Annotated in this window: 23 protein-coding genes; 13 read left to right on the top strand and 10 right to left on the bottom strand. The window is 62.0% G+C overall.

Annotated features, from left to right (window positions below; all coding sequences use genetic code 11):
* Positions 1-107: 107 nt before the first annotated feature.
* Positions 108-2,312 carry a catalase/peroxidase HPI gene (katG, locus tag AB4037_RS04695; protein ID WP_441770703.1) on the bottom strand — a complete coding sequence of 735 codons (2,205 nt, stop codon included), beginning with the start codon at positions 2,310-2,312 and terminating at the stop codon, positions 108-110.
* Positions 2,313-2,670: 358 nt separating this feature from the next.
* Here katG and AB4037_RS04690 point away from each other — a divergent pair, with 358 nt between their 5' ends.
* Positions 2,671-3,627, top strand: coding sequence for a LysR substrate-binding domain-containing protein (locus AB4037_RS04690; RefSeq protein ID WP_441770702.1), 957 nt, complete (start codon positions 2,671-2,673; stop codon positions 3,625-3,627).
* A gap of 125 nt (positions 3,628-3,752) precedes the next feature.
* Here the strand turns inward: AB4037_RS04690 and AB4037_RS04685 are convergent, their stop codons facing one another.
* Positions 3,753-4,127 carry an SPW repeat domain-containing protein gene (locus AB4037_RS04685; RefSeq protein ID WP_441770701.1) on the bottom strand — a complete coding sequence of 125 codons (375 nt, stop codon included), beginning with the start codon at positions 4,125-4,127 and terminating at the stop codon, positions 3,753-3,755.
* Between the two features lie 389 nt (positions 4,128-4,516).
* Between AB4037_RS04685 and AB4037_RS04680 the strand changes: the two genes are divergently transcribed.
* Positions 4,517-4,900, top strand: a complete 384-nt coding sequence (locus AB4037_RS04680; protein ID WP_434961352.1) for a PaaI family thioesterase — start codon at positions 4,517-4,519, stop codon at positions 4,898-4,900.
* 198 nt (positions 4,901-5,098) lie between these two features.
* Here the strand turns inward: AB4037_RS04680 and AB4037_RS04675 are convergent, their stop codons facing one another.
* The 3 genes from AB4037_RS04675 to AB4037_RS04665 form a co-directional block, all read right to left on the bottom strand.
* Complete coding sequence (locus AB4037_RS04675) at positions 5,099-5,902, bottom strand: CDP-diacylglycerol diphosphatase (protein WP_441770700.1); 804 nt, start codon at positions 5,900-5,902, stop codon at positions 5,099-5,101.
* An 82-nt stretch (positions 5,903-5,984) separates the two neighbouring features.
* Complete coding sequence (locus tag AB4037_RS04670; RefSeq protein ID WP_441770699.1) at positions 5,985-6,989, bottom strand: alpha/beta hydrolase; 1,005 nt, start codon at positions 6,987-6,989, stop codon at positions 5,985-5,987.
* Positions 6,990-7,002: 13 nt separating this feature from the next.
* The gene (locus AB4037_RS04665) at positions 7,003-7,950 is read right to left on the bottom strand and encodes an MBL fold metallo-hydrolase (RefSeq protein WP_441770698.1); all 948 of its coding nucleotides are present in this window, start codon (positions 7,948-7,950) and stop codon (positions 7,003-7,005) included.
* 90 nt (positions 7,951-8,040) lie between these two features.
* On the opposite strand from AB4037_RS04665, the gene AB4037_RS04660 reads away from it, so the two are divergent.
* The 6 genes from AB4037_RS04660 to AB4037_RS04635 all read left to right on the top strand — a co-directional run bounded on the left by AB4037_RS04660 (position 8,041) and on the right by AB4037_RS04635 (position 15,409).
* Positions 8,041-9,057: a LysR substrate-binding domain-containing protein gene (locus tag AB4037_RS04660; protein WP_441770697.1), complete on the top strand. Its 1,017-nt coding sequence runs from the start codon at positions 8,041-8,043 to the stop codon at positions 9,055-9,057.
* On the top strand, positions 9,054-9,686 hold the full coding sequence (locus tag AB4037_RS04655; RefSeq protein ID WP_434960724.1) for an SCO family protein: 633 nt from the start codon (positions 9,054-9,056) through the stop codon (positions 9,684-9,686). Before AB4037_RS04660 ends, AB4037_RS04655 begins: the two co-directional genes overlap by 4 nt.
* Positions 9,683-10,156 carry a DUF411 domain-containing protein gene (locus AB4037_RS04650; protein ID WP_441770696.1) on the top strand — a complete coding sequence of 158 codons (474 nt, stop codon included), beginning with the start codon at positions 9,683-9,685 and terminating at the stop codon, positions 10,154-10,156. The genes AB4037_RS04655 and AB4037_RS04650 overlap by 4 nt, the downstream gene beginning before the upstream one ends.
* Before the next feature lie 400 nt (positions 10,157-10,556).
* Complete coding sequence (locus AB4037_RS04645; RefSeq protein WP_434960722.1) at positions 10,557-12,506, top strand: PrkA family serine protein kinase; 1,950 nt, start codon at positions 10,557-10,559, stop codon at positions 12,504-12,506.
* A 21-nt stretch (positions 12,507-12,527) separates the two neighbouring features.
* Complete coding sequence (locus AB4037_RS04640) at positions 12,528-13,835, top strand: YeaH/YhbH family protein (RefSeq protein WP_434960721.1); 1,308 nt, start codon at positions 12,528-12,530, stop codon at positions 13,833-13,835.
* An 11-nt stretch (positions 13,836-13,846) separates the two neighbouring features.
* On the top strand, positions 13,847-15,409 hold the full coding sequence (locus AB4037_RS04635; RefSeq protein ID WP_441770695.1) for a SpoVR family protein: 1,563 nt from the start codon (positions 13,847-13,849) through the stop codon (positions 15,407-15,409).
* A gap of 154 nt (positions 15,410-15,563) precedes the next feature.
* Here the strand turns inward: AB4037_RS04635 and hpaR are convergent, their stop codons facing one another.
* Together hpaR and AB4037_RS04625 are read right to left on the bottom strand one after the other, a co-directional pair.
* Positions 15,564-16,058 (bottom strand): homoprotocatechuate degradation operon regulator HpaR, encoded by a 495-nt coding sequence (hpaR, locus tag AB4037_RS04630; protein WP_434960719.1) that lies wholly within the window; start codon positions 16,056-16,058, stop codon positions 15,564-15,566.
* Positions 16,059-16,136: 78 nt separating this feature from the next.
* On the bottom strand, positions 16,137-17,009 hold the full coding sequence (locus AB4037_RS04625; protein ID WP_441770694.1) for a helix-turn-helix domain-containing protein: 873 nt from the start codon (positions 17,007-17,009) through the stop codon (positions 16,137-16,139).
* Between the two features lie 103 nt (positions 17,010-17,112).
* Between AB4037_RS04625 and AB4037_RS04620 the strand changes: the two genes are divergently transcribed.
* The 3 genes from AB4037_RS04620 (at position 17,113) to AB4037_RS04610 (ending at position 20,530) form a co-directional block, all read left to right on the top strand.
* Positions 17,113-18,675 carry a 4-hydroxyphenylacetate 3-hydroxylase N-terminal domain-containing protein gene (locus AB4037_RS04620; protein ID WP_434960717.1) on the top strand — a complete coding sequence of 521 codons (1,563 nt, stop codon included), beginning with the start codon at positions 17,113-17,115 and terminating at the stop codon, positions 18,673-18,675.
* Between the two features lie 7 nt (positions 18,676-18,682).
* On the top strand, positions 18,683-19,234 hold the full coding sequence (locus AB4037_RS04615) for a flavin reductase (protein WP_441770693.1): 552 nt from the start codon (positions 18,683-18,685) through the stop codon (positions 19,232-19,234).
* 309 nt (positions 19,235-19,543) lie between these two features.
* Positions 19,544-20,530: a DUF930 domain-containing protein gene (locus tag AB4037_RS04610; protein WP_441770692.1), complete on the top strand. Its 987-nt coding sequence runs from the start codon at positions 19,544-19,546 to the stop codon at positions 20,528-20,530.
* Between the two features lie 181 nt (positions 20,531-20,711).
* Here the strand turns inward: AB4037_RS04610 and AB4037_RS04605 are convergent, their stop codons facing one another.
* Positions 20,712-21,602 (bottom strand): FHA domain-containing protein, encoded by an 891-nt coding sequence (locus AB4037_RS04605; protein WP_441770828.1) that lies wholly within the window; start codon positions 21,600-21,602, stop codon positions 20,712-20,714.
* 247 nt (positions 21,603-21,849) lie between these two features.
* On the bottom strand, positions 21,850-22,767 hold the full coding sequence (locus tag AB4037_RS04600) for a DMT family transporter (protein WP_441770691.1): 918 nt from the start codon (positions 22,765-22,767) through the stop codon (positions 21,850-21,852).
* Positions 22,768-23,100: 333 nt separating this feature from the next.
* On the opposite strand from AB4037_RS04600, the gene AB4037_RS04595 reads away from it, so the two are divergent.
* Both AB4037_RS04595 and AB4037_RS04590 read left to right on the top strand, forming a co-directional pair.
* A complete protein-coding gene (locus tag AB4037_RS04595) occupies positions 23,101-24,018 on the top strand; it encodes an alpha/beta hydrolase (RefSeq protein WP_434960712.1) in 918 nt (305 codons plus the stop codon).
* 248 nt (positions 24,019-24,266) lie between these two features.
* A complete protein-coding gene (locus AB4037_RS04590; protein ID WP_441770690.1) occupies positions 24,267-24,977 on the top strand; it encodes a L,D-transpeptidase in 711 nt (236 codons plus the stop codon).
* A 111-nt stretch (positions 24,978-25,088) separates the two neighbouring features.
* Here the strand turns inward: AB4037_RS04590 and AB4037_RS04585 are convergent, their stop codons facing one another.
* Complete coding sequence (locus tag AB4037_RS04585; protein ID WP_441770689.1) at positions 25,089-26,027, bottom strand: hypothetical protein; 939 nt, start codon at positions 26,025-26,027, stop codon at positions 25,089-25,091.
* Positions 26,028-26,038 lie beyond the last annotated feature (11 nt).

Below are 26,038 nucleotides of genomic sequence, written 5' to 3'. Positions count from 1 at the left end.
CATCGGCAACCAGAAAGCCTGCCCTGAACGCGAAAAGCCACCCTTTGTGAGGGTGGCTTTCCATGCTGTGCCCGGCTCCCGACGGAGCCAGGCAACCTTCACGGTGATCACGCCAGATCGAAGCGATCCGCGTTCATGACCTTTGTCCAGGCGGCGACGAAGTCGGTGACGAACTTGGCGTTGGCATCCTGGCTGGCATAGACCTCGGCCAGCGCCCGCAGCTGGGAGTTGGAGCCGAACACCAGGTCGGCGCGGGTGCCGGTCCACTTCACCTCGCCCGTGGTGCGGTCGCGGCCCTCGAACACGTCCTCGGCCGGCGAGGTCGCCTTCCAGGCCGTGCCCATGTCGAGCAGGTTGACGAAGAAGTCGGTGGTCAGCGCCCCTGGCCGGTCGGTCAGCACGCCATGCTTGCTACCACCGGCATTGGCGTCGAGCACGCGCAGGCCCCCGACCAGCACGGTGAGTTCCGGCGCCGTCAGGCCCAAGAGCTGGGCCTTGTCGACCAACAGCCCTTCGGCCGGCACGCTGTAGTCCGTCTTCAGATAGTTGCGGAAGCCATCCGCCACCGGCTCGAGCACGGCGAAGGATTCCACATCGGTCTGCTCCTGGCTCGCATCGGTGCGGCCCGGTGCGAAGGGCACCGTCACCTCATGGCCGGCCTGCTTGGCCGCCTGCTCGACCGCGGCATTGCCACCCAGCACGATCAGGTCGGCGAGCGAGACCTTCTTGCCGCCGGCCTGCGCCGCATTGAAGCCCTGCTGGATCTCCTCCAGCGTGGCGAGCACCTTGGCCAGCTGCGCCGGCTGGTTGGCCTCCCAGTCCTTCTGCGGGGCGAGACGGATGCGCGCGCCATTGGCGCCGCCGCGCTTGTCGGAGCCGCGGAAGGTCGAGGCCGAGGCCCAGGCCGTGGCGGTGAGTTCGGAAATCGACAGGCCCGAAGCCAGAATCCTGGCCTTGAGATCGGCCACGTCCTTCTCGTCGATCAGGGCATGGTCGACAGCCGGCAGCGGATCCTGCCAGATCAGCTCCTCGGCCGGAACCTCCGGGCCGAGATAGCGGGCGCGCGGGCCCATGTCGCGATGGGTCAGCTTGAACCAGGCCCGGGCAAAGGCGTCGGCGAAGGCTTCCGGGTTCTCGAAGAAATGCCGGGAGATCTTCTCATAGGCCGGGTCGACACGCAGCGCCAGGTCGGTGGTCAGCATGGAGGGGGCATGGCGCCTGGAGCGGTCATGCGCATCCGGCACCGAGCCGGCACCCGCCCCGTGCTTGGGCTGCCACTGATGGGCACCCGCCGGGCTCTTGGTCAGCTCCCAGTCATAGCCGAACAGGTTCCAGAAGAAGTTGTTGCTCCATTTGGTCGGCGTCGAGGTCCAGGTCACCTCAAGGCCCGAGCCGATGGCATCGCCCCCCTTGCCCGTGCCGAACTTGTTGTGCCAGCCCAGGCCCTGCAGCTCGATGCCGGCCGCCTCGGGCTCGGGACCGACATTGGCCGCATCGCCGGCACCATGGGTCTTGCCGAAGGTATGGCCGCCCGCGATCAGCGCCACCGTCTCCTCGTCGTTCATCGCCATGCGGGCGAATGTCTCGCGGATGTCGCGGGCCGCCGCCAGAGGATCGGGATTGCCGTTCGGCCCTTCCGGATTGACGTAGATCAGGCCCATCTGCACGGCGGCGAGCGGGTTCTCCAGATTGCGGTCGCCGGTGTAGCGCTTGTCGTCGAGCCAGACGTTCTCGGTGCCCCAGTAGATGTCCTCTTCGGGCTCCCACACATCCTCGCGGCCGCCGGCAAAGCCGAAGGTCTTGAAGCCCATCGATTCCAGGGCGCAATTGCCGGTCAGGACCATCAGATCGGCCCAGGAGATCTGGTTGCCGTATTTGCGTTTGATCGGCCAGAGCAGGCGGCGGGCCTTGTCGAGATTGACGTTGTCCGGCCACGAATTGAGGGGGGCGAAGCGCTGCGTGCCCGAGGAGGCGCCGCCGCGCCCGTCGCCGGTGCGGTAGGTGCCGGCACTGTGCCAGGCCATGCGGATGAACAGCGGACCATAATGGCCGAAATCGGCCGGCCACCAGTCCTGCGAATCCGTCATCAGCGCGAACAGGTCCTGCTTCAGCGCGGCAAGGTCGAGCTTCTTGAACTCTTCAGCATAGTCGAACGCCTTGCCCATCGGATTGGACAGGGCAGAATGCTGGTGCAGGATCTTCAGGTTCAGTTGGTTCGGCCACCAGTCTCGGTTCGAGCGAACCTCAAAGCCGGGACGAGCCCCATGCGCAACAGGGCACTTGCCGGGGGTCGGCGTATCGCTTCCGTCCATGATCGTCTCCAATGGTTCTTGTTGATGAAATTTGCTTGGCCAAGGACTTTGGCCAGGAACTATCGCGTCTCAGAAAGACAATTGCGTGTCATGGTCCATGACAAAGTGGCCCATGAGAGAGTGGCTCACGAACGCGGTATGGCTTCTCGCCAACTGCTTGACCGCAATAGAACACCCTGCAAACGACATTAATCGCAGCCACCCGAATTCTGTGCGCCTTCGAGGCGGCATGTCTCGGGGATCACAACGCGGAATCTGGGTCACATCCGACTCGCCTCATCGCCCCCGTTTAGAGCTTTACTAGAGTTCTCTCATCAGTTTAAGTCAGCTTTTCCGATTATTGCGATAAGGTCAGCTTATGAAAAATCTGACGCTCCGGCAGTTGCGCTATGTCGAGGCACTGGTCCGGCATAGCCATTTCGGCCGGGCGGCCGATGCGTGCGCGATCTCCCAGCCCGCTTTGTCGATGCAGATCAAGGAATTAGAGGAAGGCCTGGGCCTGGCGCTGTTCGAAAGAGGCGCGCGCCAGATCAGGCTCACCAGCTTCGGCAACGAGTTCGCCACACGGGCCCGCGACATTCTGCGCGCAGTCGAGGCGTTGGGAGACCTGGCCCAAGCCTGGCAGGACCAACTGGTCGGGCCGCTGCGCATTGGCATCATCCCGACGGTTGCTCCCTATCTGCTGCCGACCCTCGTCGGCAATCTCGCCCGCTCGCATGAGGGCCTGGACATCCATGTGCGCGAGACTGTGACGCCCCGACTGATTCAGGAACTCATCGACGGGCGTCTCGATACCGCCATCGTCGCTTTGCCGGTATCGGAGCCGTCCTTCAACGAGGTCGCGTTGTTCACCGAAAGCTTCGTGCTGGTGAGGCCGAGTGAGGACGAGGGAAAGCCGGTGCCGGACCGGGAAATGCTCAGCGAGATGCGGCTGCTCTTGCTGGAAGAGGGTCACTGCTTCCGCGATCAGGCGCTCGCCTTCTGCAATGCCCCATCCCTGCGGACGCGCGAATTGCTGGACGGCAGTTCCTTGTCGACACTTGTTCAAATGGTCGGGGCCGGTATCGGGGTCACCTTGATCCCGGAAATGGCAGTGCCGATGGAAACACGCTCGGCGCATGTCTCCATCGCCCGTTTCGCAGATCCCCAACCCTCGCGCACCATCGGCATGATCTGGCGCAAGACCAGCCCCCTCGTCAAACAACTCCTGGAAATCTCGAAAGTGGTACGCGATGCGGCCGATCTGTTGAGACTGCGCCACGACCAGAGCCTGTCCGATTTGCTGCTTTCACCTGCCGGGTCCCACGCCTCGTAGTTGATCCTTGGAGCCCCTTAGTCGCGGCAAGAGCGCCCGAGCATAATCCGGGTTTGGTCGAGGACACTCGTGTGAACAGGCCGGGGCCCACAAGAGACCCGGCCCTATCGCGCTGCCGACGCAACCTACGCCGCCATATCGCGATTGCGATCCTGCCAGAGTTCCAGGATCGCGAGTATGGCCACGAGCGCCCCAAGCACGATGTGCCAGTTGCGCAGCGGTGAACCATAGGCGAACACCAATGGCTGTATTGCCAGCCACAGACCGCAGGCGAGCAACAAGATTTCCTCCCAGCGCCGCAGGAACACCACCTCCAGCCCGGCAAGCACCACGACGGCCGCGCCCACCAGGGCCGTGACCAGCATCACGGTGGGCTTTTCGGTGCTACCGAACCATAGGGGAGAGATGGCGATCGCGACGCCGAGGATCATCAAGGCGATGTCCTCCCAGCGTCGGTGTTGCAAAAGCCCCAAGGGCCCCATGACGTTGAACGTTGCCATAATGCGCCTCCTCTCAAGGCCATGAGCTTTGCTCAAACGCCCGCGAGGACAACCGTGCCTTGCTTGAGAACATCCTCGGCAGGCGTTCTTTGCACTGGCATCATTATCTCAAGAAAGCCCAGTAACTTCAATGCGTCTTATTATCCTGGCCGGCCCATCCAACGTAGAATGCAAGACGTTTTCCGATCAGGATTTTCGGTAGGCCGGAAGCATGTTCTTGTACGACTTCATCGAGGCATCAGCGGCTGAGTTTCAAATAATGTGGTGCCAGCGAGACGCATCATGGATAATGCCCCATCGAGCACTATCCGAATGGAGGCTAGGTGACGGAACTGGAAATCCCGCGGGTCGAAGCCCGCATTCGGGCCAGCTTCGCAAAGCAAGGCCTTATGGATACGCTCGGGGCAACGCTGGCCGGCGTGTTGCCGGGCCGGGTCGAGATCGCTCTCGTGCCCAGCAGCGCGGTGTCTCAACAACATGGCTTCGTTCACGCCGGAGCCGTGAGCGCCATTGCCGATAGCGCGGCAGGCTATGCTGCCCTCAGCCTGATGCCGATGGACCAGGGCGTGCTGACGGTCGAGTTCAAGATCAATCTCCTGGCCCCGGCGGCGGGCGAGCGTATCGTGGCGCGCGGCAAGGTGGTCAAGGCCGGGCGCACGCTGACGCTTGCACAGGCCGAAGTCTTTGCGCAGAGCGAGGGCAAGGAACGGCTGACCGCCGTGCTGACCGCGACGCTCATGGCGATCGAAGGCAGGGACGGCATCGTCGATTGAGTGCCATGTCCTGGATTTGGTGGCTCCAGGCGCCTGAAACCTCTCTATCGGGCCGCGCCTGCCGTTCCCGTTCGATCCCCTCTGTGACGTCACGCGCCATCGAGACGGAACCAAGGATGCCCTGGTCGGCTTCCATAAGGGCGAAACTCATTTCGACATAGAGCTTGGGCCCGTCTTGTGCAGCGCCCTCGAGCGACCCTATTGCGCCTGCTTCACCAATTGACAAGTCGGGTCGATCAGGTCCTCGCCATGAGCCGGCGCACCATCCTCCCGACGGCGGCTGAGGATGTAGAAGCCTCTGCTTCCATCCCTGAAGACCGCACCGACCACCACGATGGTCTGAAAGCCCATCGCGGCCCTGGCTTCGAGAATGCCGTCGGCAACCGCCTGGAATGGATTGAAGCCGGAGAGGTTGTCCCGCTTCAGCCTGAAAACGAGATAAGAAGGATCGGACGCTGTCGGCTTCAGGGGCACCCAGCCTTCCGAAAGCTTCGCCTCATTGTCCTTCAGGGCGTTGCGAATGCCCGCCCTGACACAGCTGACATGGATATGAAGCTGGTTCTGGGATCTGTCCTTCGCCGAATTCACGGCAAGCGCGACCATATTCCAATCCAGGTCGCGCTTGAGGATTGCGCCGGGATAGGACCGCGCGGCCCAGGCATGCTCGAAATAGTTTTCGGCACCGGGCGCCAGGAGGGTCGCATCCTCGATCCCGGTGATGCGTTTCGTCGGAATGAGCAGATAATTGTAGGGTTTTGTCGGGGCATTGTCCTTGAGGACGGCGAAACCGCGATCCACACCCTTGCTGATGTCGACCTCGGCGCAATGCCGGCGCTCGGCCTGCTGCTGTTGTTCCGGCACGCATTGCCCGTTGACGATTTTCCAGAGGGCATCGGGATCGAGAAAGCGCGAGAGAAAGAAAAACAGGACCAGGCCGGCCAGTGTGGCGAGGATGGCGAGAGTCATCCCGGTTCTGCGCCAGCCGGTCGCACTCGCCCTCATGCTTTCGCCTCCTTGGGCCCGCCGATCTCGGCGACCCGACCCGTAAACCAGAGCAGGCCAAGCTCGCGCCAATGCCCGCCTGCTACCGAGCCAAGTAATCGCCCCGCATGAAACCTTCATTAAGGAAGCCGATCACCGCATCGAAGGCCTGCCCCCGGTTCTTTTCCATGAGCACCATATGCGTCGCCTGCCCGATCTCGACGAAGCGCTTGTAGGGCGACTTGGTGAGGCGGCCGAACAGATCATGCGCCATGTCGAACCGGACATCGATGTCCCACTCCGCACCGACCAGCAACACCGGACAGCCTATGTCCGAGGGGTCGTAGAGCGGCCTGCCAGCGGTCCAATGCTCGCGCACGTCCTGCACGGCACCGGAGGGCGCCCTGATCGTGCCGGGCATGGGCGAGCCCATATCGGTCGCGAGCGTCTCCTTCTCCCAGGTTTCGAACCAGCCCTCGGGTATCAATGTCCCTCTCGCCTCTTCCGGTGCCGGGCTTTTCCATGCCGCCTCGAAAGCTCTCGGGCTCACCAGGCGATAGGCTCCGAGCGGCCCTCCCGCATCGATGCGCAGCGGCTTTTCCGAGAGCCAGAGGGGCGTCACCAGCACGAGTTTCTCGACCGGCGCATCCGGCTGGCTGGCAAGAATGCCGGCCACCGTCGCCCCCCAGGACATGCCGAGCAAACCGAGCCGCGCTATGCCGCGCTCGCTACGGATGAAGTCGACCGCGGCGGCGAGGTCCCGGACTGCCGTATGGGCCAGCGTCAGGGGAACGCCGTCCTCGGGCGGTCGTTCCATCTCGGGCAAACGGGTGGAGCCGCCATAGCCCCGGGCGTCGACAGCCCAGACATCGTATCCGGCGCGGGCCAGCACATCCATGAACGAGCCCTCGCCTACCGGCACATCGAACAGGCTCGCGGAGGGAAAGGTGGCGCCATGCATCATCACCAAAGTGCGCTCGGACCTGAACGTGCTCACACCGTCCGGTCGCTTGTTGAGGAGTTGCAACTGGATGCCCGGCGTATCACTTGCGATCAGCAGGGTCCGGGCAATGATGCGCGGCATCGACAGGGTATCGGCTGAAGTCATGACAGGTTCCTTATCAGACGAATTGCCAGCTGAAGGCGCTGCCGTCACGACGGACTCGGCCCGCTGAGGTCTCGGCGAAATGCGTGGTCAGCACGAGGGCGCCGGTCTCGGCGGCATGGTTCAGCGCCCACTGGCGTGACGCCGTGGCCGCCTGCGGGAATTCGCAATAGGTCGAGTTCCAATCCGGTCTGGCGACCTGGAGGGGGTGATGCAGCACATCGCCCCAGAACAGGGCGTATTCGCCTTCCGAGCGAAAGCCGATCGAAGCATGGTCGATGCTGTGCCCTGGGCTGGGAAAGAAGGAGAAGCCCTCCTCCACTTCCGAACCATCCACCACGATTTCACGGGCAAGCCCTGCTTCGAGGATGGGAACCACGCTGTCTTCGAACACGCCCGGAAGCGGCAGGCGAGCCATGGGCCCCAGGCTTGCTTCGGCCCGGATCGCTGCATCCGAGCTAGTCGCCACCGCGAGCGCCGCGTTATAAGCGCGCTCGCGGGCGGAAAAGACGTAACGGGCGTTCGGAAAGGTGGGGATCCATCGCTCTCCGAGCTTGCTCGTATTCCATCCCGCATGGTCCGCATGGATGTGGGTCAGCAGCACCAGATCGACGTCACCCGGAGCAACGCCGGCCGCACTCAATCGCTCGAGGAACGGCTCATTGAGATGATGCAGCACTGCCAGGCCGGGGCGTTCCTTGTCGTTGCCGGAAGCCGTATCGACGAGGATGATCCGATCGGGGGTGGTGACCAGCCAGGCGTGAACGCTCTGGCGCAACAGCCCCGTCTGCCGGTCGACCGATCCCGGGCCCAGCTTTCGCACTTCCTCGGCTCCCGCCTCGGAATCGTACTCGGGATAGAGAAGAGCGGCATCGATCCCCTCGAGGGCCAACTCCGGAATCTTGGTGATGGTGGCTGCGCCGACCCGATAGGATCCGAGGGCTTGTTCCGTGTCCTGTTCCATATCCTGCTCCACATCTGCCGCCTCGAAGGACGGCATTGTCCGATGCAGGATTTAGCGCTATCGATGTCATATTAGAAATCGATACGGCTCATGTCGCACATTAACCATTTCGATCTTCGTTCCTTCGATCTCAACCTCTTGGTGGCTTTCGACGCCTTGATGCAGGAGCGCAGCGTCACGCGCGCGGCGACCCGCCTCAAGGTCGGGCAGCCGGCGATGAGCCACAGCCTGTCGACCCTGCGCGTGCTGTTGCTGGACGAACTCTTCGTCCGCGTCGGCACCGTGATGCAGCCCACCGCCTATGCCTTCGCCCTGGCCGACCCGGTTCGCGTGGCCCTTGCGCAGATTCAAGCCGCTCTCCATGCGCCCTCCACCTTCGAGCCGGCGACGGAGGAGCGCACATTCCGCCTCGGCTTCTCCAGCGAGGTGGAGCTGTTGCTGATACCCGAGCTCACGGCCCGCCTGCGCAGATCCGCACCCGGCCTGAGGCTGCTCAGCCGGCAGACGGGAAGCGACGAGGTTCATCGCCTGCTGGATGAAGGCACGCTGGACCTGGCCGTCGGCTGTTTCCAGGCCGTTGCGCAGCGCCACAAGGCACAATTCCTGTTCGAGCAGGCCTTGAGTTGCGTCTTCAATCCCGACCGACTCGATATCGACCTGCCGATCAGCCTGGCCGATTATCTGGCGCTGCCGCATGCGCTGGTCACGCTGACCGACAGCCTGCAAGGCTGTCTAGAGGCCGCCCTCGATGCCATCGACGCCAGGCTCAACGTGGTGTCGGCATCGTCCGAGTTTCTGAGCGTCCTGGCGACCGTCGCCGCCTCGCCGATGATCACCACGATCCCTACCCGCATGGCACAGCTTTACGGACCGCGCTTCGGCCTGACGGCAGGCCCTGCTCCCCTCGATCTCACGTTGCCGGCGGTTTCGATGGTGTGGTCAGCCCGCCTCGATCAGGATCCGGCTTCGTCCTGGTTCAGGGCCGAGGTCGCCGATACGCTCCTTGCCTTCGAGGCGGCGGCCCAGGACGCACCAAAGCGAATGAGACGACAGAAATTGGTATTGGAATTGGCAGGGCAACGCCCGCGTAAGGAACCGGCACAATGATCGCCCTGAAAGTCATCCGCGTCGCTGCCTGGAGCGTGATCGCAGTCGCCGCTCTTCTGCTCGGGGCGAATGCCCTGCTGCCGGACGCATGGAAAGGCGAACCTAAGCAGTCTGCGCTCGAAAAGCCCGTCATCGACATGGCGGCGGTGGGTGGACCCTTGCGGCTCACCTCGCACAAGGGAGAGGTGATCGACAATGCCCGGCTGGCCGGCAAGCCCTATCTCGCCTTTTTCGGCTTCACCCATTGCCCGGACGTCTGCCCGACCACGCTGTCCGATCTCACCGAACTGATGAGTGCCCTCGGCCCTGCCGCCGGGGCCTTCAACGTCCTGTTCATCACCGTCGATCCGGAACGGGACAGCCAGGACCTGCTGGCGCAATACATGACCTCGTTCGATGAACGCATCCTGGCCTTGCGCGGCAGTCGGACGGAAACGGATGCAGTGGTAAAGGCCTTCGCGGCCTATGCCCGCAAGGTGCCGATCGAAGGCGGCGAGTACAGCATGGATCATACCGCCGGCGTCTATGTTATGGGTGCCGACGGCAAGTTTGCCAGCATGCTCGACATGCATGAACCGCGCGAGACCAAGCTTCAGAAACTACGTCGAATTATCGAGGCAAAGGCATGAACATGAAGAGAAAATATGTTCTGAGACCTCTGCGAAGCCTTTCGATTGCGATACTGGTTTCTCTGCCCGGCCTCGCCCATGCCACCGGTCCCGTGATCGAGATCCTCACCACCGAGGGCTGCAGTTGCTGCATCGGGTGGGCCCGCCATCTGCAGGGAGAAGGCTATACGACGGATGTCCGGAAACTCCCGTCGAGCGAACTGCAGCAGCGCAAGCTGCAGCTGGGGGTGCGACAGGATCTTGCCTCCTGCCATACCGGCTTGATCGGCGGCTATGTCGTCGAAGGCCATGTTCCAGCCCGCGAGATTGCACGCCTGCTCTCCGAACGCCCCGACGCGGTTGGGCTGGCGGTGCCCGACATGCCTGTCGGTTCGCCCGGCATGGGAGAAGGCAGCGCCGATGCCGAGCCATACGACGTCCTGCTGCTGCGCAAGGATGGCACCACCCAGGTCTTTGCCAGCTATCGTTGACCTCAGCCCCGCGAAGACAGTCTCCGGCTCCGGTCGCGTCGCTTTGCCGCGGCATGTTGGCTGCAGTGCAGCATTCGCTCTAATTGCCCGCCGCTCGATACCGGATTTGGCTGTGAATGGTGCGCATGCACACGGACGAATCAACGATGATGCGTTAGATTGATCCCTGTTGATCAGCCGATTCATACTTGCGGCTAGAGCCACAAGCGTGAGGTGGCCGGGCGACGAACATTAATTTTTCGATCGCACTCTGGATAAAAATACTTACCGGCACCAGACTACCATAATATGCCGCAATCTTAGCGGATGTTCTTTGTGAGTCACTCGGAACTCTACGGGTTTCCTGCAGTTGAGTGAGCAAGGGCGCAGTCAACCCGATCAGCCACCATGGGAGGCTGCCATGACTGAGAGAAACAGCGACGTTTTCGACCTGTTTGCGGAACTTTATACCAACGCGGCCCAGGAGGAGATGAGCCTCCAGCAATATTTGCTCGCGTGCCGCGAGGACCAATCGATGTATGCCTCCGCGGCCGAGCGGATGATCGACGCGATCGGCAAGCCGAAGCTGCTCGACACCAGCAAGGACGAGCGCCTCGGACGGATTTTTGCCAACCGCACGGTCAAGACCTATCCGGCCTTCGCCGATTTCTATGGCATGGAAGATACGATCGAGCGTCTGGTCGGCTATTTCCGCTATGCCTCTCAGGGACTGGAAGAGCGCAAGCAGATCCTCTACCTCCTCGGCCCTGTCGGTGGCGGCAAGTCTTCCCTGGCGGAACGGCTGAAGAAGTTGATGGAGGAGCGTCCAATCTACACGCTCAAGGTCGGCGGTAAGATAAGCCCGGTTTTTGAATCGCCGCTGGGTCTCTTCAATCCGGACCGGATGGGCGATCTGCTGGAAGACAAATACGGTATTGCACGGCGGCGTCTGAACGGCCTGATCTCTCCATGGGCAACCAAGCGCCTCGATGAGTTGTCGGGCGACATCTCCAAATTCAGCGTCGTCAAGCTCGTGCCTTCGCGGCTGCGCCAGATCGGCATTGCCAAGACCGAGCCGGGCGATGAGAACAATCAGGACGTCTCGGCCCTGGTCGGCAAGGTGGATATCCGCCAGCTCGAACATTTCAGCCAGTCGGACCCGGATGCCTATTCCTACAGCGGCGGGCTCAACCGCACGACCCAGGGGCTGCTCGAATTCGTCGAGATGTTCAAGGCGCCGATCAAGGTTCTGCATCCCCTGCTGACCGCAACGCAGGAAGGCAGCTATAACGGCACCGAGAATTTCGGCGCCTTCCCCTATCAGGGTATCGTCGTGGCCCATTCCAACGAGTCGGAATGGCTGCAGTTCAAGAGCAACAAGAACAACGAAGCCTTCCTCGACCGCATCCTGGTGGTCAAGGTGCCCTATTGCCTGCGTGTCACCGAGGAAAGGCAGATCTACGAGAAGCTTCTGCGCGAGAGCGAACTGGCCAGCAGCCCTTGCGCGCCGGAAGTGCTCGACCTTCTCAGCCGCTTCTCGGTGTCGACCCGGTTGGCCGAGTTCGACAATTCGCCGCTCTATACGAAAATGCGTATCTACGACGGCGAAAACCTGAAGGAACTGGATCCCAAGGCGAAGGCCGTGCAGGAATATCGCGATGCCGCCGGCGTCGATGAAGGCATGACCGGCGTCAGCACGCGCTTTGCCTTCAAGATCCTGTCGCAGACCTTCAATTACGACACCCAGGAACTGGCCGCCGATCCCGTGCATCTGATGTACATCCTGGAAGAGGCAATCAAGCGCGAGCAGTTCGCGAAGGAAACGGAAACCGCCTATCTCGATTTCATCAAATCGGAGCTGGCAAGCCGCTACGCCGAGTTCATCGGGCACGAGATCCAGAAGGCCTATCTCGAATCCTACTCAGAATATGGCCAGAACCTGTTCGACCGCTACATCGCCTATGCCGATGCCTGGGTGGAGGATCAGGACTACAAGGATCCCGATACCGGCCAGGTCCTCAACCGCGAGGTGCTCGACAAGGAACTGTCCCAGATCGAAAAACCGGCCGGCATCGCCAATCCCAAGGATTTCCGTAACGAGGTGGTGAAATTCACCCTGCGCGCCCGGGCCAGGAACAATGGCCGCAACCCGGCCTGGACCAGCTATGAAAAACTGCGCGAAGTCATTGAAAAGCGGATGTTTGGCCAGGTCGAGGATCTCTTGCCGGTGATCAGCTTCGGCTCCAAGCAGGATAGCGTGACCGAGAAGCGGCATACGGAGTTCGTGCAGCGCATGGAGGCGCGCGGCTACACCCAGCGCCAGGTGCGTCGACTGGTGGATTGGTACATGCGTGTAAACAAGGCGGGTTGATCCCGGCCGGGTGGTGTTCCCATGCCAATCTTTATCGATCGCCGCCTCAATCCCAAGGACAAGAGCCTGGGCAATCGCCAGCGCTTCCTGCGCCGCGCGCGCGCCGAGTTGAAGCAGAGCATTCGCGACCAGATCAAGACCGGCAAGATCGCGGATGTCGATGCCAAGCATTCTGTCTCGATGCCGGTGCACGGCACGAGCGAGCCGACCTTCCGCGAGGCGAGGGACAGCGGCGGCCGCCATCATGTCCTGCCTGGCAACAAGCAGTTCGCACCGGGTGACAGGGTCTCCAAGCCCAATCAAGGCGCCGGGTCGGGCTCGTCTCCCGGCTTGAGCGACTCGGAGGATGATTTCCGCTTCGTGCTCACCCGCGAGGAGGTGCTGGACCTCTTCTTCGAGGATCTCGAACTGCCCGACATGATCAAGCTCAATCTCAAGGAGATCCTGATCGTCAAGCCGCGGCGGGCGGGTTATGCGGTGAGCGGCTCGCCGACCAACATCAATGTCGGGCGGACCATGCGCAACAGCCATGGCCGCCGCATCGCCCTCAAGCGTCCGAAACAGGAGGAGATGGATACGATCCTCCAGGAGCTGGAAGGGCTGGAAGCCGGCCCGGCAGGTGCCGCAGCCGACCAGCGCATCGCGGAACTGCGTGAGGAGCTCGACCGCCTGGAGCGCCGGCGCCGGGTGATTGCCTATATCGATCCGGTCGACATCCGCTTCAACCGTTTCGACGCGCAGCCCGTACCGAACGCCAATGCGGTGATGTTCTGCCTCATGGACGTGTCCGGCTCGATGGGAGAGCGGGAAAAGGACCTGGCCAAGCGTTTCTTCGTCCTGCTGCACCTCTTCCTGAAACGGCGCTACGAGCGCACCGACATCGTCTTCATCCGGCATACTCACGAGGCGCAGGAGGTCGACGAGGAAACCTTCTTCTACTCGACGCAGAGCGGGGGCACTGTGGTCTCCACAGCCCTCGAGGAGATGCAGCGCATCATCAAGGAGCGCTACCCCTCCAATGAATGGAACATCTATGCCGCCCAGGCCTCGGATGGCGACAATATCGCCACCGATTCCGGGCGTTGCATCGCACTGCTTGATGGCGAGATCATGCGCCTTTGCCAGTATTTCGCCTATGTCGAGATCATCGATGAACGTGAGAGCCACATTTTCGGTGGCACCGAGAACGGAACCTCACTCTGGCAAGCCTATGCGGCCGTCACCGAGCGCTGGGCGAACTTCCAGATGAGCCGCATCGCCAAGGCTTCGGACATCTACCCGGTTTTCCGCCGGCTCTTTACCAGGCAGTCCGCCTCGAAGGGCGGCTAAAAGGAGCGTCGATGCCCAAGCCTACGCCCAAGCATGCGCCCAACGCCGACTTGCTGTTCTCAGGCTCGGACTGGAATTTCAAGACGCTGTCTCGGGCCTATGACGCCATCGAGGCGCTGGCGGTCGAGGAACTCCACCTCGACATCTATCCCGTGCAGATGGAAATCATCTCGTCCCAACAGATGCTCGATGCCTATTCATCCGTTGGGATGCCGCTGATGTACCGGCATTGGTCGTTCGGCAAGCATTTCCTTCATCAGGAGCTCATGTATCGCAAGGGTGGCCGCGGGCTCGCCTATGAAATCGTCATCAATTCCAATCCTTGCGTCGTCTATCTGATGGAAGAAAACACCATGGCGCTGCAGGCCCTGGTGACGGCTCATGCGGCGCTCGGCCATAATCACTTCTTCAAGAACAACTATCTTTTTCAGCAGTGGACGGATGCCGGCGCGATCCTGGGTTATCTCGATTTTGCCAAGGGCTTCATCACCCGCTGCGAGGAACGCCATGGCGTCGCCGCGGTGGAGGCCATTCTCGACGCTTCCCACGCGCTGATGGAACAGGGCGTGTTCAGATATCGCCGCCCGCCCAAACTGTCCTCGGAAAAACAGCGCGAAGGGGTGCGCGAGCGGCTGGAATATGAGGAACGCACCTATAACGATCTCTGGCGCACGCTACCGGCCTCCAAGGGCGGGGACAGGGCCGAGGAGGCCAAGGACGGCATGCCCGAACGGAAGAAGTCGCTTAATCTTCCTGAGGAAAACCTGCTCTATTTCCTGGAGAAGAACAGCCTGATCCTCGAGCCGTGGCAGCGTGAACTCGTCAGGATCGTGCGTGTCATCGCACAATACTTCTATCCGCAGCGGCAAACCCAGGTGATGAACGAGGGCTGCGCGACCTTCGTGCATTACACCCTGATGAACGCGCTGTTCGACCGAGGTCGGATCAGCGAGGGCGCCATGCTCGAGATCCTGCGCAACCATTCCAACGTGGTGTTCCAGCCGGGCTTCGACGATCCCCGCTTTTCCGGCATCAATCCCTATGCGCTCGGCCTCGACATGATGCAGGACATCCAACGCATCTCGACCGAACCGACGCAAGAAGATCGCGACTGGTTTCCCGAATTCGCGGGCAACGGCAATTGGCGCGAGGTCCTGCTCGACGCTTGGGCCAATTACCGCGATGAGTCCTTCATACGCCAATATCTCAGCCCCGCGCTGATCCGCAAATGGCGGATGTTCGTCTTGTCCGATGCGGCCAACGAATCCTTCTACAAGGTCGCCTCGATCCACAATGAGCGCGGCTACGAGAATATCCGCGCTGCCCTCGCCCACAGTTATGACATCGGCGCCAACCGCTCGGACATCCAGGTCGTCGATGTGGACCTGCTGGGCGACCGGCATCTGCGCCTGCAGCACAAGGTCAATGACGGCATCGTGCTCGAGCCCAACAGCCGCGACGCGACGCTGCGCCATATCCGCAGCCTTTGGGGTTACGAGGTGAGCCTGGAAGGCATCGACGCGCGGACGGGAACCAGGATCTATGAATGTTCAACCCGCCAGGCGGCGAGTTGAGTTGGCCACGAGTTGAGTGGGTCGGGGCGAGTGGGTCCCGCCCTCAGGGCTTGCCCGGCTCCAGCGCGATGCGCGCCTGCTGCGGCCGAACCAGGCGAGCAGCGCTTCGCCGCCGGGCAACTCGTGCAGGCCTGAAGCGGGGGCGGTCATCGGCTCACGCAAGCTCCTCGGGTGTTTCGGAATCGTTGCGGAACGTCGCAAGCTCCCCCAGGAGATCGACCAACTGATCGATGCGCTCGCGGCCGAAGCGCTCTTCCAGCACCGCATAGATCTTGCGGCTGTCGGGCAGGACTTCACGAATGACGGCCTGGCCCGCGGGCGCGAGTTTCAGAAGCACGCGGCGCCCGTCCCCCTTGTCCTTGTGCTTGGTGATGAAGCCGCGCTCTTCCAGCGAGCGGATCATGCGGGTGAGGCTGGGCGCCAGGATGAAAGCGCGATCGGCGACCTCGGAGGCGTCCAGCATGCCGGCTTCGTTCAGCACGCGCAGCACACGCCATTGCTGCTCCGTCACGCCGTGATTGGCGAGCATGGGGCGAAAATGGCTCATCACCGCCTCGCGCGCCCTCAGGAGCGCGATCGGCAGCGAACGCCGCGTTTCCTTCAGCCTTGCTTCCTCGATCACCGGAGGCGTTTCCTTCACTTCATCCATGCATCGTCACCCGATAGCGGCTCTGGGGCTTGAGCACTACTTGCATACTCTGCCCGCTGCGCAAACTCCGGGCGCCGTTCATGGTGTCCTGGCACCGCCATGGCGCGCCTGACCGATGCGCCATTCGCCCGGCGGCTCGCCGACATGCTTGCGGAAGAAGCGCGAGAAATAGGCCGGATCGCGAAAGCCGATCTCATAAGCGACGTCCTCGACCGAACGGATGGTGAAGACCAGGAGGCGCTTGGCCTCGATCAGGCGCCGCCTGTCGATGAAGGCCTTGGCCGACAGGCCATGGGAGGCCCCGCAGGCCCTGGCGAGCAGATGTGGGGTGGTGCCGAGCGCCGTAACATAACGCTCGATCGGCCAGGCGTCCCGGAAATGCCGGTCTACCAGGCGCCTGAAGGCCAAGGCGAGGTCATGGCCCTCGCGTTCGCCGATGCGGCCGGTCTGGCCGAGCAAGGCGATGTCGTTCATCGCCACCGCCAGCAAGGCCCCCAGGGGCGCCATCTGCCCCTGCCGATAGTCTTCGAGAAGACGCTGCATGGTCGCGGCCAGAGAAAGCCAGAAACGGCTCTCGCTCTGCCCGCGCACCATGATCGGCTCCTCGATCGGCAGGGCCGAAAGCGCGGCGATCGGCGGCAGAGCGCTGTCGGCGATCGAGGCGACGATGGCGTCGGTCTCCTCAGGCGCGACAGTGAAACCATGCACCACGCCGCTGGGGATGTAACTGACCGCAGGTGCGATAAAGTCCAGCCGCCTGTCCTCGATGAAATATTCGCCCCGGCCTCTGGTCCAGAAGGTGATCTGCGCCATCCTGTCATGTCTATGGGCGGAAACCTGGCCTGAATGCAGCGATTTTCGCTCCATTACCGTTTCCATATGCAGGAATCCGACATCAACAGGGCGATCGGGCTCACCATAAATGAAGAAGCTGGGAACCTTGTCGGACACGGGCGCCTTCTTAAAAAAGTACAAGTGATTTTACCATTCTGTCCATGGTACGCGCCGCCGGCAAGGCCTAGCCTGGCGTCAACGAACATCAGGGAGGAAGGCGATGCGATCGGAAGATTTCCGCGCCGATAAGAAACGGCCCTTCACGGGCGCCGAATATCTGGCTTCGCTGCGCGACGGGCGCGAGGTCTACATCAATGGCGAACGGGTTGCCGATGTCACCGCCCACCCTGCCATGCGCAATTCGGTGCGCTCGCTGGCACGGCTCTATGACGCGCTGCATGACGAGAAAACCAGGCCGATCCTGACTGCGCCGACCGATACCGGTTCCGGCGGCTACACCCACAAATATTTCCGTGTCGCCCGCTCCTCGGCCGAACTGGTGGCGCAGAAGGACGCCATCGCCCATTGGGCCCGCATGACCTATGGCTGGATGGGCCGCACCGCCGACTACAAGGCGGCGCTGATGAACACGCTCGGCGCCAACGCCGACTGGTACGGCCCCTTCAAGGACAATGCGCTGGCCTGGCACAAGCGGGCGCAGGAAGCCGTGCTGTTCATGAATCACGCCATCGTCAACCCGCCGATCGACCGCCACAAGCCGGCCGATGCGGTGAAGGACGTCTTCGTCCACATCACCAGGGAGACCGATGCCGGCATCCACGTCTCCGGCGCCAAGGTGGTCGCCACCTCCTCTGCCCTCACCCACTACAATTTCCTCGCCCAGAGTTCAGCCACCGTCACCGAGGACCCATCCCTCTCCGTGATGTTCATCGTGGCGATGAACGCGCCCGGGGTGAAGATGTTCTGCCGGACCTCCTACGAAGAGACGGCCAATCGCGGCGCCCACCCCTTCGACTATCCGCTCTCCTCCCGCTTCGACGAGAATGACGCCATCCTGGTGCTCGACAATGTCTTCATCCCTTGGGAGGACGTGCTGGTGCTGCGCGATGCCGGCAAGATCCTGTCCTTCCATCCCGCATCCGGCTTCATGCACGGCTATTGCTTCCAGGGCTGCATCCGCTTCGGGGTGAAGCTCGATTTCCTCGCCGGCCTGTTGGCCAAGGCCCTGCGCGCCACCGGGGGCGACGCCTTTCGCGGCAACCAGGCGATGCTGGGCGAGGTGATCGCCATCCGCCACCAGTTCTGGTCCTTCGCCAATGCCATGGCCCATAATCCCCTGCCCTGGGCCAATGGTGCCGTGCTGCCGAACCTGGAAGCCGCGCTCGCCTACCGCACCTTCATGTCCGAGGCCTATCCCAGGGTGATCGACATCGTCAGGCGCACCATCGCCTCGGGCCTGATCTACTTGCCATCCTCGGCCCGGGATTTCGCCAATCCCGAGATCGACCGCTACCTCGCCCAATATGTGCGCGGCTCCAACGAGATGGGCCATGTCGAGCGCATCAAGATCATGAAGCTGCTGTGGGATGCGACGGGCACGGAATTTGCCGGCCGCCACGCCCTCTACGAACTCAATTACGCCGGTGCACCCGAGGAAGTCCGCCTGCAGGTGCTCAAGGGCGCCGAGCGCGGCGGGCGCCTCAAGGAGATGGAAGCCCTCGTCGACCAATGCATGGCGGATTATGACGAGAAGGGCTGGACGAGCGAGACCTGGCTGCCCCCGCTCGGCGAGGCCATACCGCCCCGCGCCGCCGCCGAATGAGGCCGCCATGCAGGAGCGCCCCTCGAAAAACGCTTTCCGTGACGCCATGGCGCGGGTATGCGCCAGCGTCAACGTGGTTACCACCAACGGTACGGCCGGGCGCGGCGGCTTCACCGCCACCGCCATGTGTTCGGTGACGGACGAGCCGCCGACCCTGCTGGTGTGCATGAACAGCCGCTCGGCGCAAACAGGCCACTTCATCGAGAACGCCCGCTTTTGCGTCAACGTGCTGACACCGGACCACCAGCACCTCGCCGGCTATTTCGCCGGCCAGCGCACAGAGATGGAGGCCCGCTACGCCGCCGCCGATTGGATCGACTTTCCCTCCGGCAACCAGGCTTTGGCCGACGCCATCGTCTCCTTCGACTGCCGCCTGATCGACCGGCATCTCATCGGCAGCCACCACATCTTCATCGGCGAGGTGGTGGATCTGCGCAGCCGCAAGGATGGCCATGCGCTGCTCTATTTCGACAGGGGGTATGCGCAGGTGCTCGGGCAGGCGGGGAGTTTTGGGGGGGAGGATGACCTGAGCCCTAAAAACTGGATCGCTTCAGGTTAGAATTCTTCGCAATACAAGCGTGGCAGGATATTGCGGTAAAAATCTACTCAATTCAACAACACGCCCGCTCTACCCGTGCCGAACGACCGCGATCACAGCGATATTGATCTTATTCATTCCTGTCACGGCGTCGAACGTATGTTTTGCTTCAGCGCCACCGACTAACATCTCCTCGATCAATCCGCACCGTGTGATCCGCAAGAAGATGCGCCCTCGCCAACAATCGCATAGCGATAACGGTCCGTCTGCTCAGACCATCCGTAACGATCCGGAATGACGAGGCATCACCATGCTTTAACACCGGCAGCCGTGAACTCGACCGCCGGCAAGCCCCTCCCTGCCGAACGGATATTTCAATCCTGCCTGCCAGCGTGCTTGATACGGCCCATATTTCACGCCACATCTTCCGGGATGAGAAACGACCAGCCGGATCAGCGATGGTGGAAATGGAGCCTGCTGGCCTCCCTTCTCCTCAATTTGCTGGTCGCCGCGCTCATCCTGCCGCGACCACTGGTGTCGCCTCTGAAGGAAGAGCAGGCGATAACGGTCGAATTGGTGCAGTCGGTCGATCCGCCACCGAAGCCGAAAGCCGAAGCGCCCCCGCCAGCCAAACCGGTACGGCCACCGGCAGAAAGCGCCGTGAAACCACCGCCGCCGAAGGCTGCGGACGAACGGCAGGGCACGCAGCCTGTCATGAAGCCGGTGTTTCTGTTTGGCGACAAGGATCGCGGCCCCCGAAAGGCGCCGGATGGCAACAGCCCTGAAAACGGCTCGGCCCTACCCCCGGCCCGGCCTGATCCGGCTCAAACAAATGGTCCGAACACACCGGCCGTGACGCCGGCCCCAACCGAGCAGGCTCCCCAGGTTGCTGCGACAGAGGCGTCGGCTGCACCCACCCAACCCCAGGCCCCAAATCAGGCACAACCAGATCCGAAGCTGCCCGAATCCAGAACCTTGTTTTCGCAAGAGACGACCAACGACATCAACGCGATGCTTGCGATGGGAAGCATGTCTCGCGGCGAGCGGGTGGGCCAGCTTTGCGTCACGGAACTGCATGAGCAATTGCTGCATGCCTCGCCCTCCTATGTCCCCGATATGCTCCCTCGCGAACAGCTCGAGCAAGGCACCGTGCTCGAGGATTCCAAGGCAGCATTCGCCTCCAAGTCACAATGGTACAATTTGAGCTATCGTTGCGAAGTCGATGCGAAGGTAACGAAGGTCATCGCCTTCGCCTTCCAGGTCGGCAATCCGGTTCCGCGCAGCGACTGGAAAAGCCGCGGGCTCCCAGCGCCATAAACGAGGCGTGAAACGCCCGGCTTGGCTGCGGGGCGTCAGCGATCTTGGTGCATGGCAATCCGCGCGGCAGAGGCCCCAACCTGCCTATCGCGCCTTGCGCGGGCAATTTCAGCCCTGCGAGACGTCCGGCCGCCGATGCCGTCGCGATGGACGAAGCGCTTTGGCCGGAACTTGTCCCTGGTCACCCCGAGATGATCTCGTAGTGAAGGATCTGGGCCTCGCTGAGGGACGATCGCACACCGGGCGATATCAAACCGGAGCCGAAGAGTAGAACGTCTTCACGCCGCACGAATACTTCAAGGCCGGGTCCCGTCGACACGAATGTGCCCGACGAGCTTCGCTCGGCCAGCCTGGCCCTGCCGTTCGAAATGGTGAAGGTCGCGTGATGCCTTGAGACCCAAGGCTGCGGCACAACGATATTGCACTCTGGGGATCGGCCGACGGTCACGGATTCATTGTTGCGGCAGGATCGCAACTGATCCCCATATCTGATGACGAGATTGAGGTGCCGTGTCGGGCTGGCAATCCTGTCGAAAGCGGTGCTCTGGTGGGCAAGCTGCGTACTGACAACACCATCGTCATCCCGCAGGGTATAGACATCGAAGGGCTCCTGCTTCCCCTTGAAGGCCATGCTATCGAGGAGCCGCAAGGCACCTCGGCTGCCCGGGATAAGTGCTTCGAAAAAGCTCTGGCTGACCAGCACCTCCCCGGGGTTTGCCGTGCTCGACAACCTCGCGGTGACATTGACAACATCGCCGAATATGTCGCCCCGCATTCGAAGGACCGCTCCGAAATGCAATCCGACCCTGGCCTTCAACGGCCCATTCGTCAGCTGGCTGCTGATCTGGCCGACAGCCTTCAGCGCCGCCTCCGGCCTCTTGAACAGGCTGAGCACGTCGTCCCCCTTCGAGGAAATGAATTCACCGCCGTATCGGGCGGTGATCTCGCGAATCGCGTCCAGGCATTCCGAGATTTGCCGCAGAGCACCAACATCGCCGATGCGCTCATAGAGCGGCGTGCTCCCCACGACATCGACCAAGAGGACGGCAGCTAGAATTCTCTCCTGATCCATCAACGTGCATCCGCCCCGAGAGCGCAACACCTGTATACTACACCCAAATTACCCCTGGTTTCATTACTTGAGGTCCAAATAAAACGGTGTTGGTAACGGGCGAAGCCGGCTTCATGGCAGGATGAGCCATTGTCGAGCTGCGGCGGGCTATACAGTGCGCACCTTCGAGTGCAGCGCCGGCGCAAGTGGCGCCGACGGCTCCCCGGCGTCCGTCTTATTTTTTTGAGCAACGTCGGGCCTTGCACGGTCAATGTGCAAATACCAGACCGGCGATGATAAAGGCCGCGCCCCAGATGTCGTAGTAGTGCAAACTTTCCCCGAGCAAAAGATAGGCGAGCAAGGCCACGAAGACGGTCTGCAGATAAAGCAGCATGCTGGCGCGGCCAGCGCCAAGCACCTCGACGCTGCGATTGTAGAGGTAGTACATCAGTGCGCCGCCTGGCCCGGCCAAGTAGGCAAGCGCCAACAGGCCATTCGCGTGCAATGCCGAGCCGCCGCCGTATATTGACTCCCACAGATAGAAAGGAAGGGCGGCAAGGGAGCCGGCCCCGAGCAGAACCACGACCGTGGGCAGGAGGGCGATGCCGAATTTGGAACGGCGCAAGAGCACAGTGTAAAGGCCCCAGCAGAATGCGCTTCCTACGATCCACAGTTCGCCGATACTGAACTGGAGCCCTATCAGCGCGCGGAGATCACCGTGGGCAACAATCACCATCATGCCGGCCAGGGCAAGTAACGCTCCGATTGCCTTCCGGAGACCAAGCGGTTCGCCAAGCACGATCCGGGCGATAACCATGGTCATGACGGGTGAAAGTGCCATTATGATGCCGGCAGTGGTGGCATTGGTGGAATGGAGGCCTGTGTAGATCATGCCCTGGCACAGGGTCAGACCAATCGTTCCTATAAGCAGAACCTCCACCGCCCGCGATCGGATTAACGCGATTATCGCGCGGTAGTGGTGGTGCACGATCGGCAGCAAAATTGCGCAAGCAAGCAACAGCCGCCAGAAGCAGAGCGCCCATGGCCCCATTTCCGGCGCCACCCATTTGGCCGCGATGTACACGCCAGCCGAAAGAAGCCACCCCAGGACCGCGGTCGAGTAAGCGATTGGAAGGGACACGCCAGAGGCGGCCTTCGCATCGTCAGCATGTGTTATCGGCAGCATTTGGATCTCAGCCTCCTCCTACCGCGAATGGCCCCGGAGCGATTGCAGCGTCGCGTCGCCGGGTGCTGTTCTCTCGCTTGGAGCCCAATCAGCGCTCTTCAACCTGCCCGGCCTGACGACCAACCATCCGATTTCTTCTGATGGGATGGTTTCCTGGCAACACAACGACGCTCTCACATTACTCCGTCTCAGAAGATTAGAGTGTCCGCTGTTGCAAAAAATATTACGCGCTTCACCCCAACCTCACTTCCGCGGCTGAAATTACTACAAATTGCGAAGATTGATTACCAAGCATAGTGTCACGATGCGCCAACCTTTATCAAGGAACATGCTGTGACCGATCACGAACGCACCCTGAAGGAAATCGCAGCCATCCGCGAACTGCTGACCTCGAAGCCTCGGCCGGTCGGATGGGGCGAGCGGCGCGCACGGCTCGATGAGGTCGGAACAAACTGGCCTATTGCCGATGATATCCTGTGCACAGCTGTCCAGTGCGATGGCGTCCCCGGTGAATGGTCGATGGCGCCGGGCAGCGACGCTGAGAAGGTGCTGCTGTATTTCCACGGCGGCGGTTACTGCTCAGGCTCTATTGAAAGCCATCGCCGGCTGGTGACGGAAGCAGGTCGCGCGGCGCGCATGCGAACCCTTGCGATCGACTATCGCCGCGCTCCCGAGCACCCTTTTCCGGCCCAGCACCAAGACGCACTCGCCGCATGGCGCTTTCTGCGGCGGCAAGGCATCGCCGCCGAACACATTGTGGTCGGTGGTGATAGTGCGGGCGGCAATCTCACTTTGGCCCTGATCGCTTGCCTGCGCGCCGCTGGTGACCCTCTTCCCCGCTGTGCATGGTTGATTTCGCCCTGGACCGATCTCACCATGTCCGGCTCGTCGCTCGCCAGCAAGGACTCGATCGATCCGATCATCCATAAGGCCTATCTGGAGGAGCTCGCCGGCGCCTATGTCCCCGTGGGGAAAGAATATTGCGACCCGCTAATCTCGCCGCTGTTCGCCGATCTGCACGGCTTTCCGCCGCTGTTGATCCAAGTTGGTTCGGCTGAGACGTTGCTGTCGGACGCCACGCGGCTTGCCGAAGCAGCAGGGATTGCGGATGTGCCGGTGCGACTCGAGATATGGCCGCATATGATTCACGCTTGGCCACTTTGGAACGCCGGTCTGGACGATGGCCGCCGCGCGCTTTCAACTGCGGGTGAATTCATTCGCAAAGCCGGGTGCCAGCCAGCCAAATGTTAGGAACGGCAGCCTTTCATATAATCGGTTCCAAAACGCCCATATTGCTGCCGGCCACCTTGGAAGTCAGCGCGAAGTGAGACCGCAAGACCGCGTGGACCTTGCAGACTTCGGTGCAAGGCTGCGCGCGCACAAAGACCCAAAGCTTGCCAATCGGGCCGCGGGAGGGCAATTTCAGCCCAGCGAGACATTCGGCGGCCGATGCCGCTGTCTTCTCTGGTCGGACAACGGGACAAGGGAACGCGAAGATCATGATCATGGACGGTGGAATTGCCGATACCGGCAAGATGGACGAGGCCGCCAAGCTCGGGCTCGGATCGGGGCTTCTCAGCCGCCGCTCGTTCCTGGTCGGCTCCGCCGCCGGCCTTGGCGCACTCGGTCTGGCCGGCTGCGCGACGTCAGGCGGCATGAGCCGGGCCGAGGCGGCGAGGCTCTATGCGGCGGTGCCCGAGGAGAAATTCCCGATCCCGGCGGTCGATGTCAGCAAGATCGACCCCAAATATTATCGCCGGAAAGTGCAGTACCCCAGCAAGGAAGTGGCCGGCACGATCATCGTCGATCCGAGCAAATATTATGTCTACCGCATCGAGGGCGACGGGATCGCCACCCGTTACGGCGCCAATGTCGGCCGCCAGGGCTTCCTGTGGCATGGGGACGCCTATGTCGGGCGCAAGGCCGAATGGCCGGTGTGGACGCCGCCCAGGGAGATGATCGCGCGCCAGCCGGAGGCCGCTAAATATGCCGGCGGCATGCCGCCCGGCCTGAACAACCCGCTCGGCGCCCGCACGCTCTATCTATATCAGAACGGCAAATACACGCTCTACACACTCTACAGCACCATCATTCCCCAGTCGATCGGCTCCGGCGTTACGAGCGGCTGTACCGGCCTGCTTACCCAGGACATGCTCCACCTCTACGGCCAGACGCCGGTGGGGACGAAGGTGGTCGTGCTGCCGGCCTAAGGCTAAGGCCCAATACGGTTTCCCGGCGTATCCTTGCCCTACCATTGAAGTCGCAGCCTTGCGGCCTCAATCCGCCGAAGGAGGGTCAGGACGCCTCCGAAAACCGGGCGGCTATGTCCAGGCGTTGAGGTCGCTGACGAGCTGCCTGTCCAGCGACAGACTTTCGAGGCCGCTGGAAAGCAGGATGCCGCCGCGATCATGGTGACCACTTCCGCCCAGCTTGCGTTTGTGGTGCAGGAAGTGGCCGACCTCGTGCGCCATCACGCCGATGAAGGCCTCGCCATAGTCGAACACCCCTGGATTACCCTGGTCGACGACCACGCAGACCTGCTCGTCCGGCAGGAACTGCCCCGCCGCCTCACTGTCCGTGGCATCGTAATCGCCGACGAGAAAGCAGGTGAGATCGGCGCCGCCCTGTTTGAGCGGCACGATGTCCTGGCGGAAGACATCCCGCATGATCTTCGGCCCCAGGGCCTTTTCCACCATGATCCAGTCGGCGCCGGCCGGGGTGAAGAAGATGTTCGTCTGGGCCCCGAAGATCCAGTTCAGCCGGGTAAGGAACCAGGACGCGTCATCAGGCTTGAATTTCGTTGCGTTGACAACCTTGCCCGCCTGGTCGAAATGCCTGAGGAACTTGAAGGCGAGCGTGTAGCTCTTGCGCGGCATGATGGCGACATCGAGCTTGATGACCGTGCCGCCGCGCGTGCCCGTGAGCGGGGGAATGCCGGTCCCCTTGGCCTGGACCTTGAGGGCACGTGCCCCGGCCTGCGGCCGTATGGTGCCATAGAGTGAAGTGCGCAGCCGCAGCAACTGGTCGTCGCGCTCCTGGCTTTGCTGCTTACCGTAGCGGGTGTCGATATAATCCTGGGCGACGCGCTCGACCTGCTCGACGCGGACATCGTCGATCTGCAGTCGGGCCTGATCGTAGGACAGGTGAACGCCCTTGGCGTCACGCAGGCAAACCAGATTGAAGCCACCCTCTGGAACCACCATGAAGTTTTGCGCGGCAAACACCCCGGAATATTGCAGGAACTGCACGAAACTCGCCATGACGTTCCCCA

The organism is Labrys sp. KB_33_2, assembly GCF_052114505.1.
Classification (GTDB): Bacteria; Pseudomonadota; Alphaproteobacteria; order Rhizobiales; family Labraceae; genus Labrys.
The sequence above is the reverse complement of the archived record's forward strand: the minus strand, read 5'-3'. Positions and strand labels throughout refer to the sequence as shown.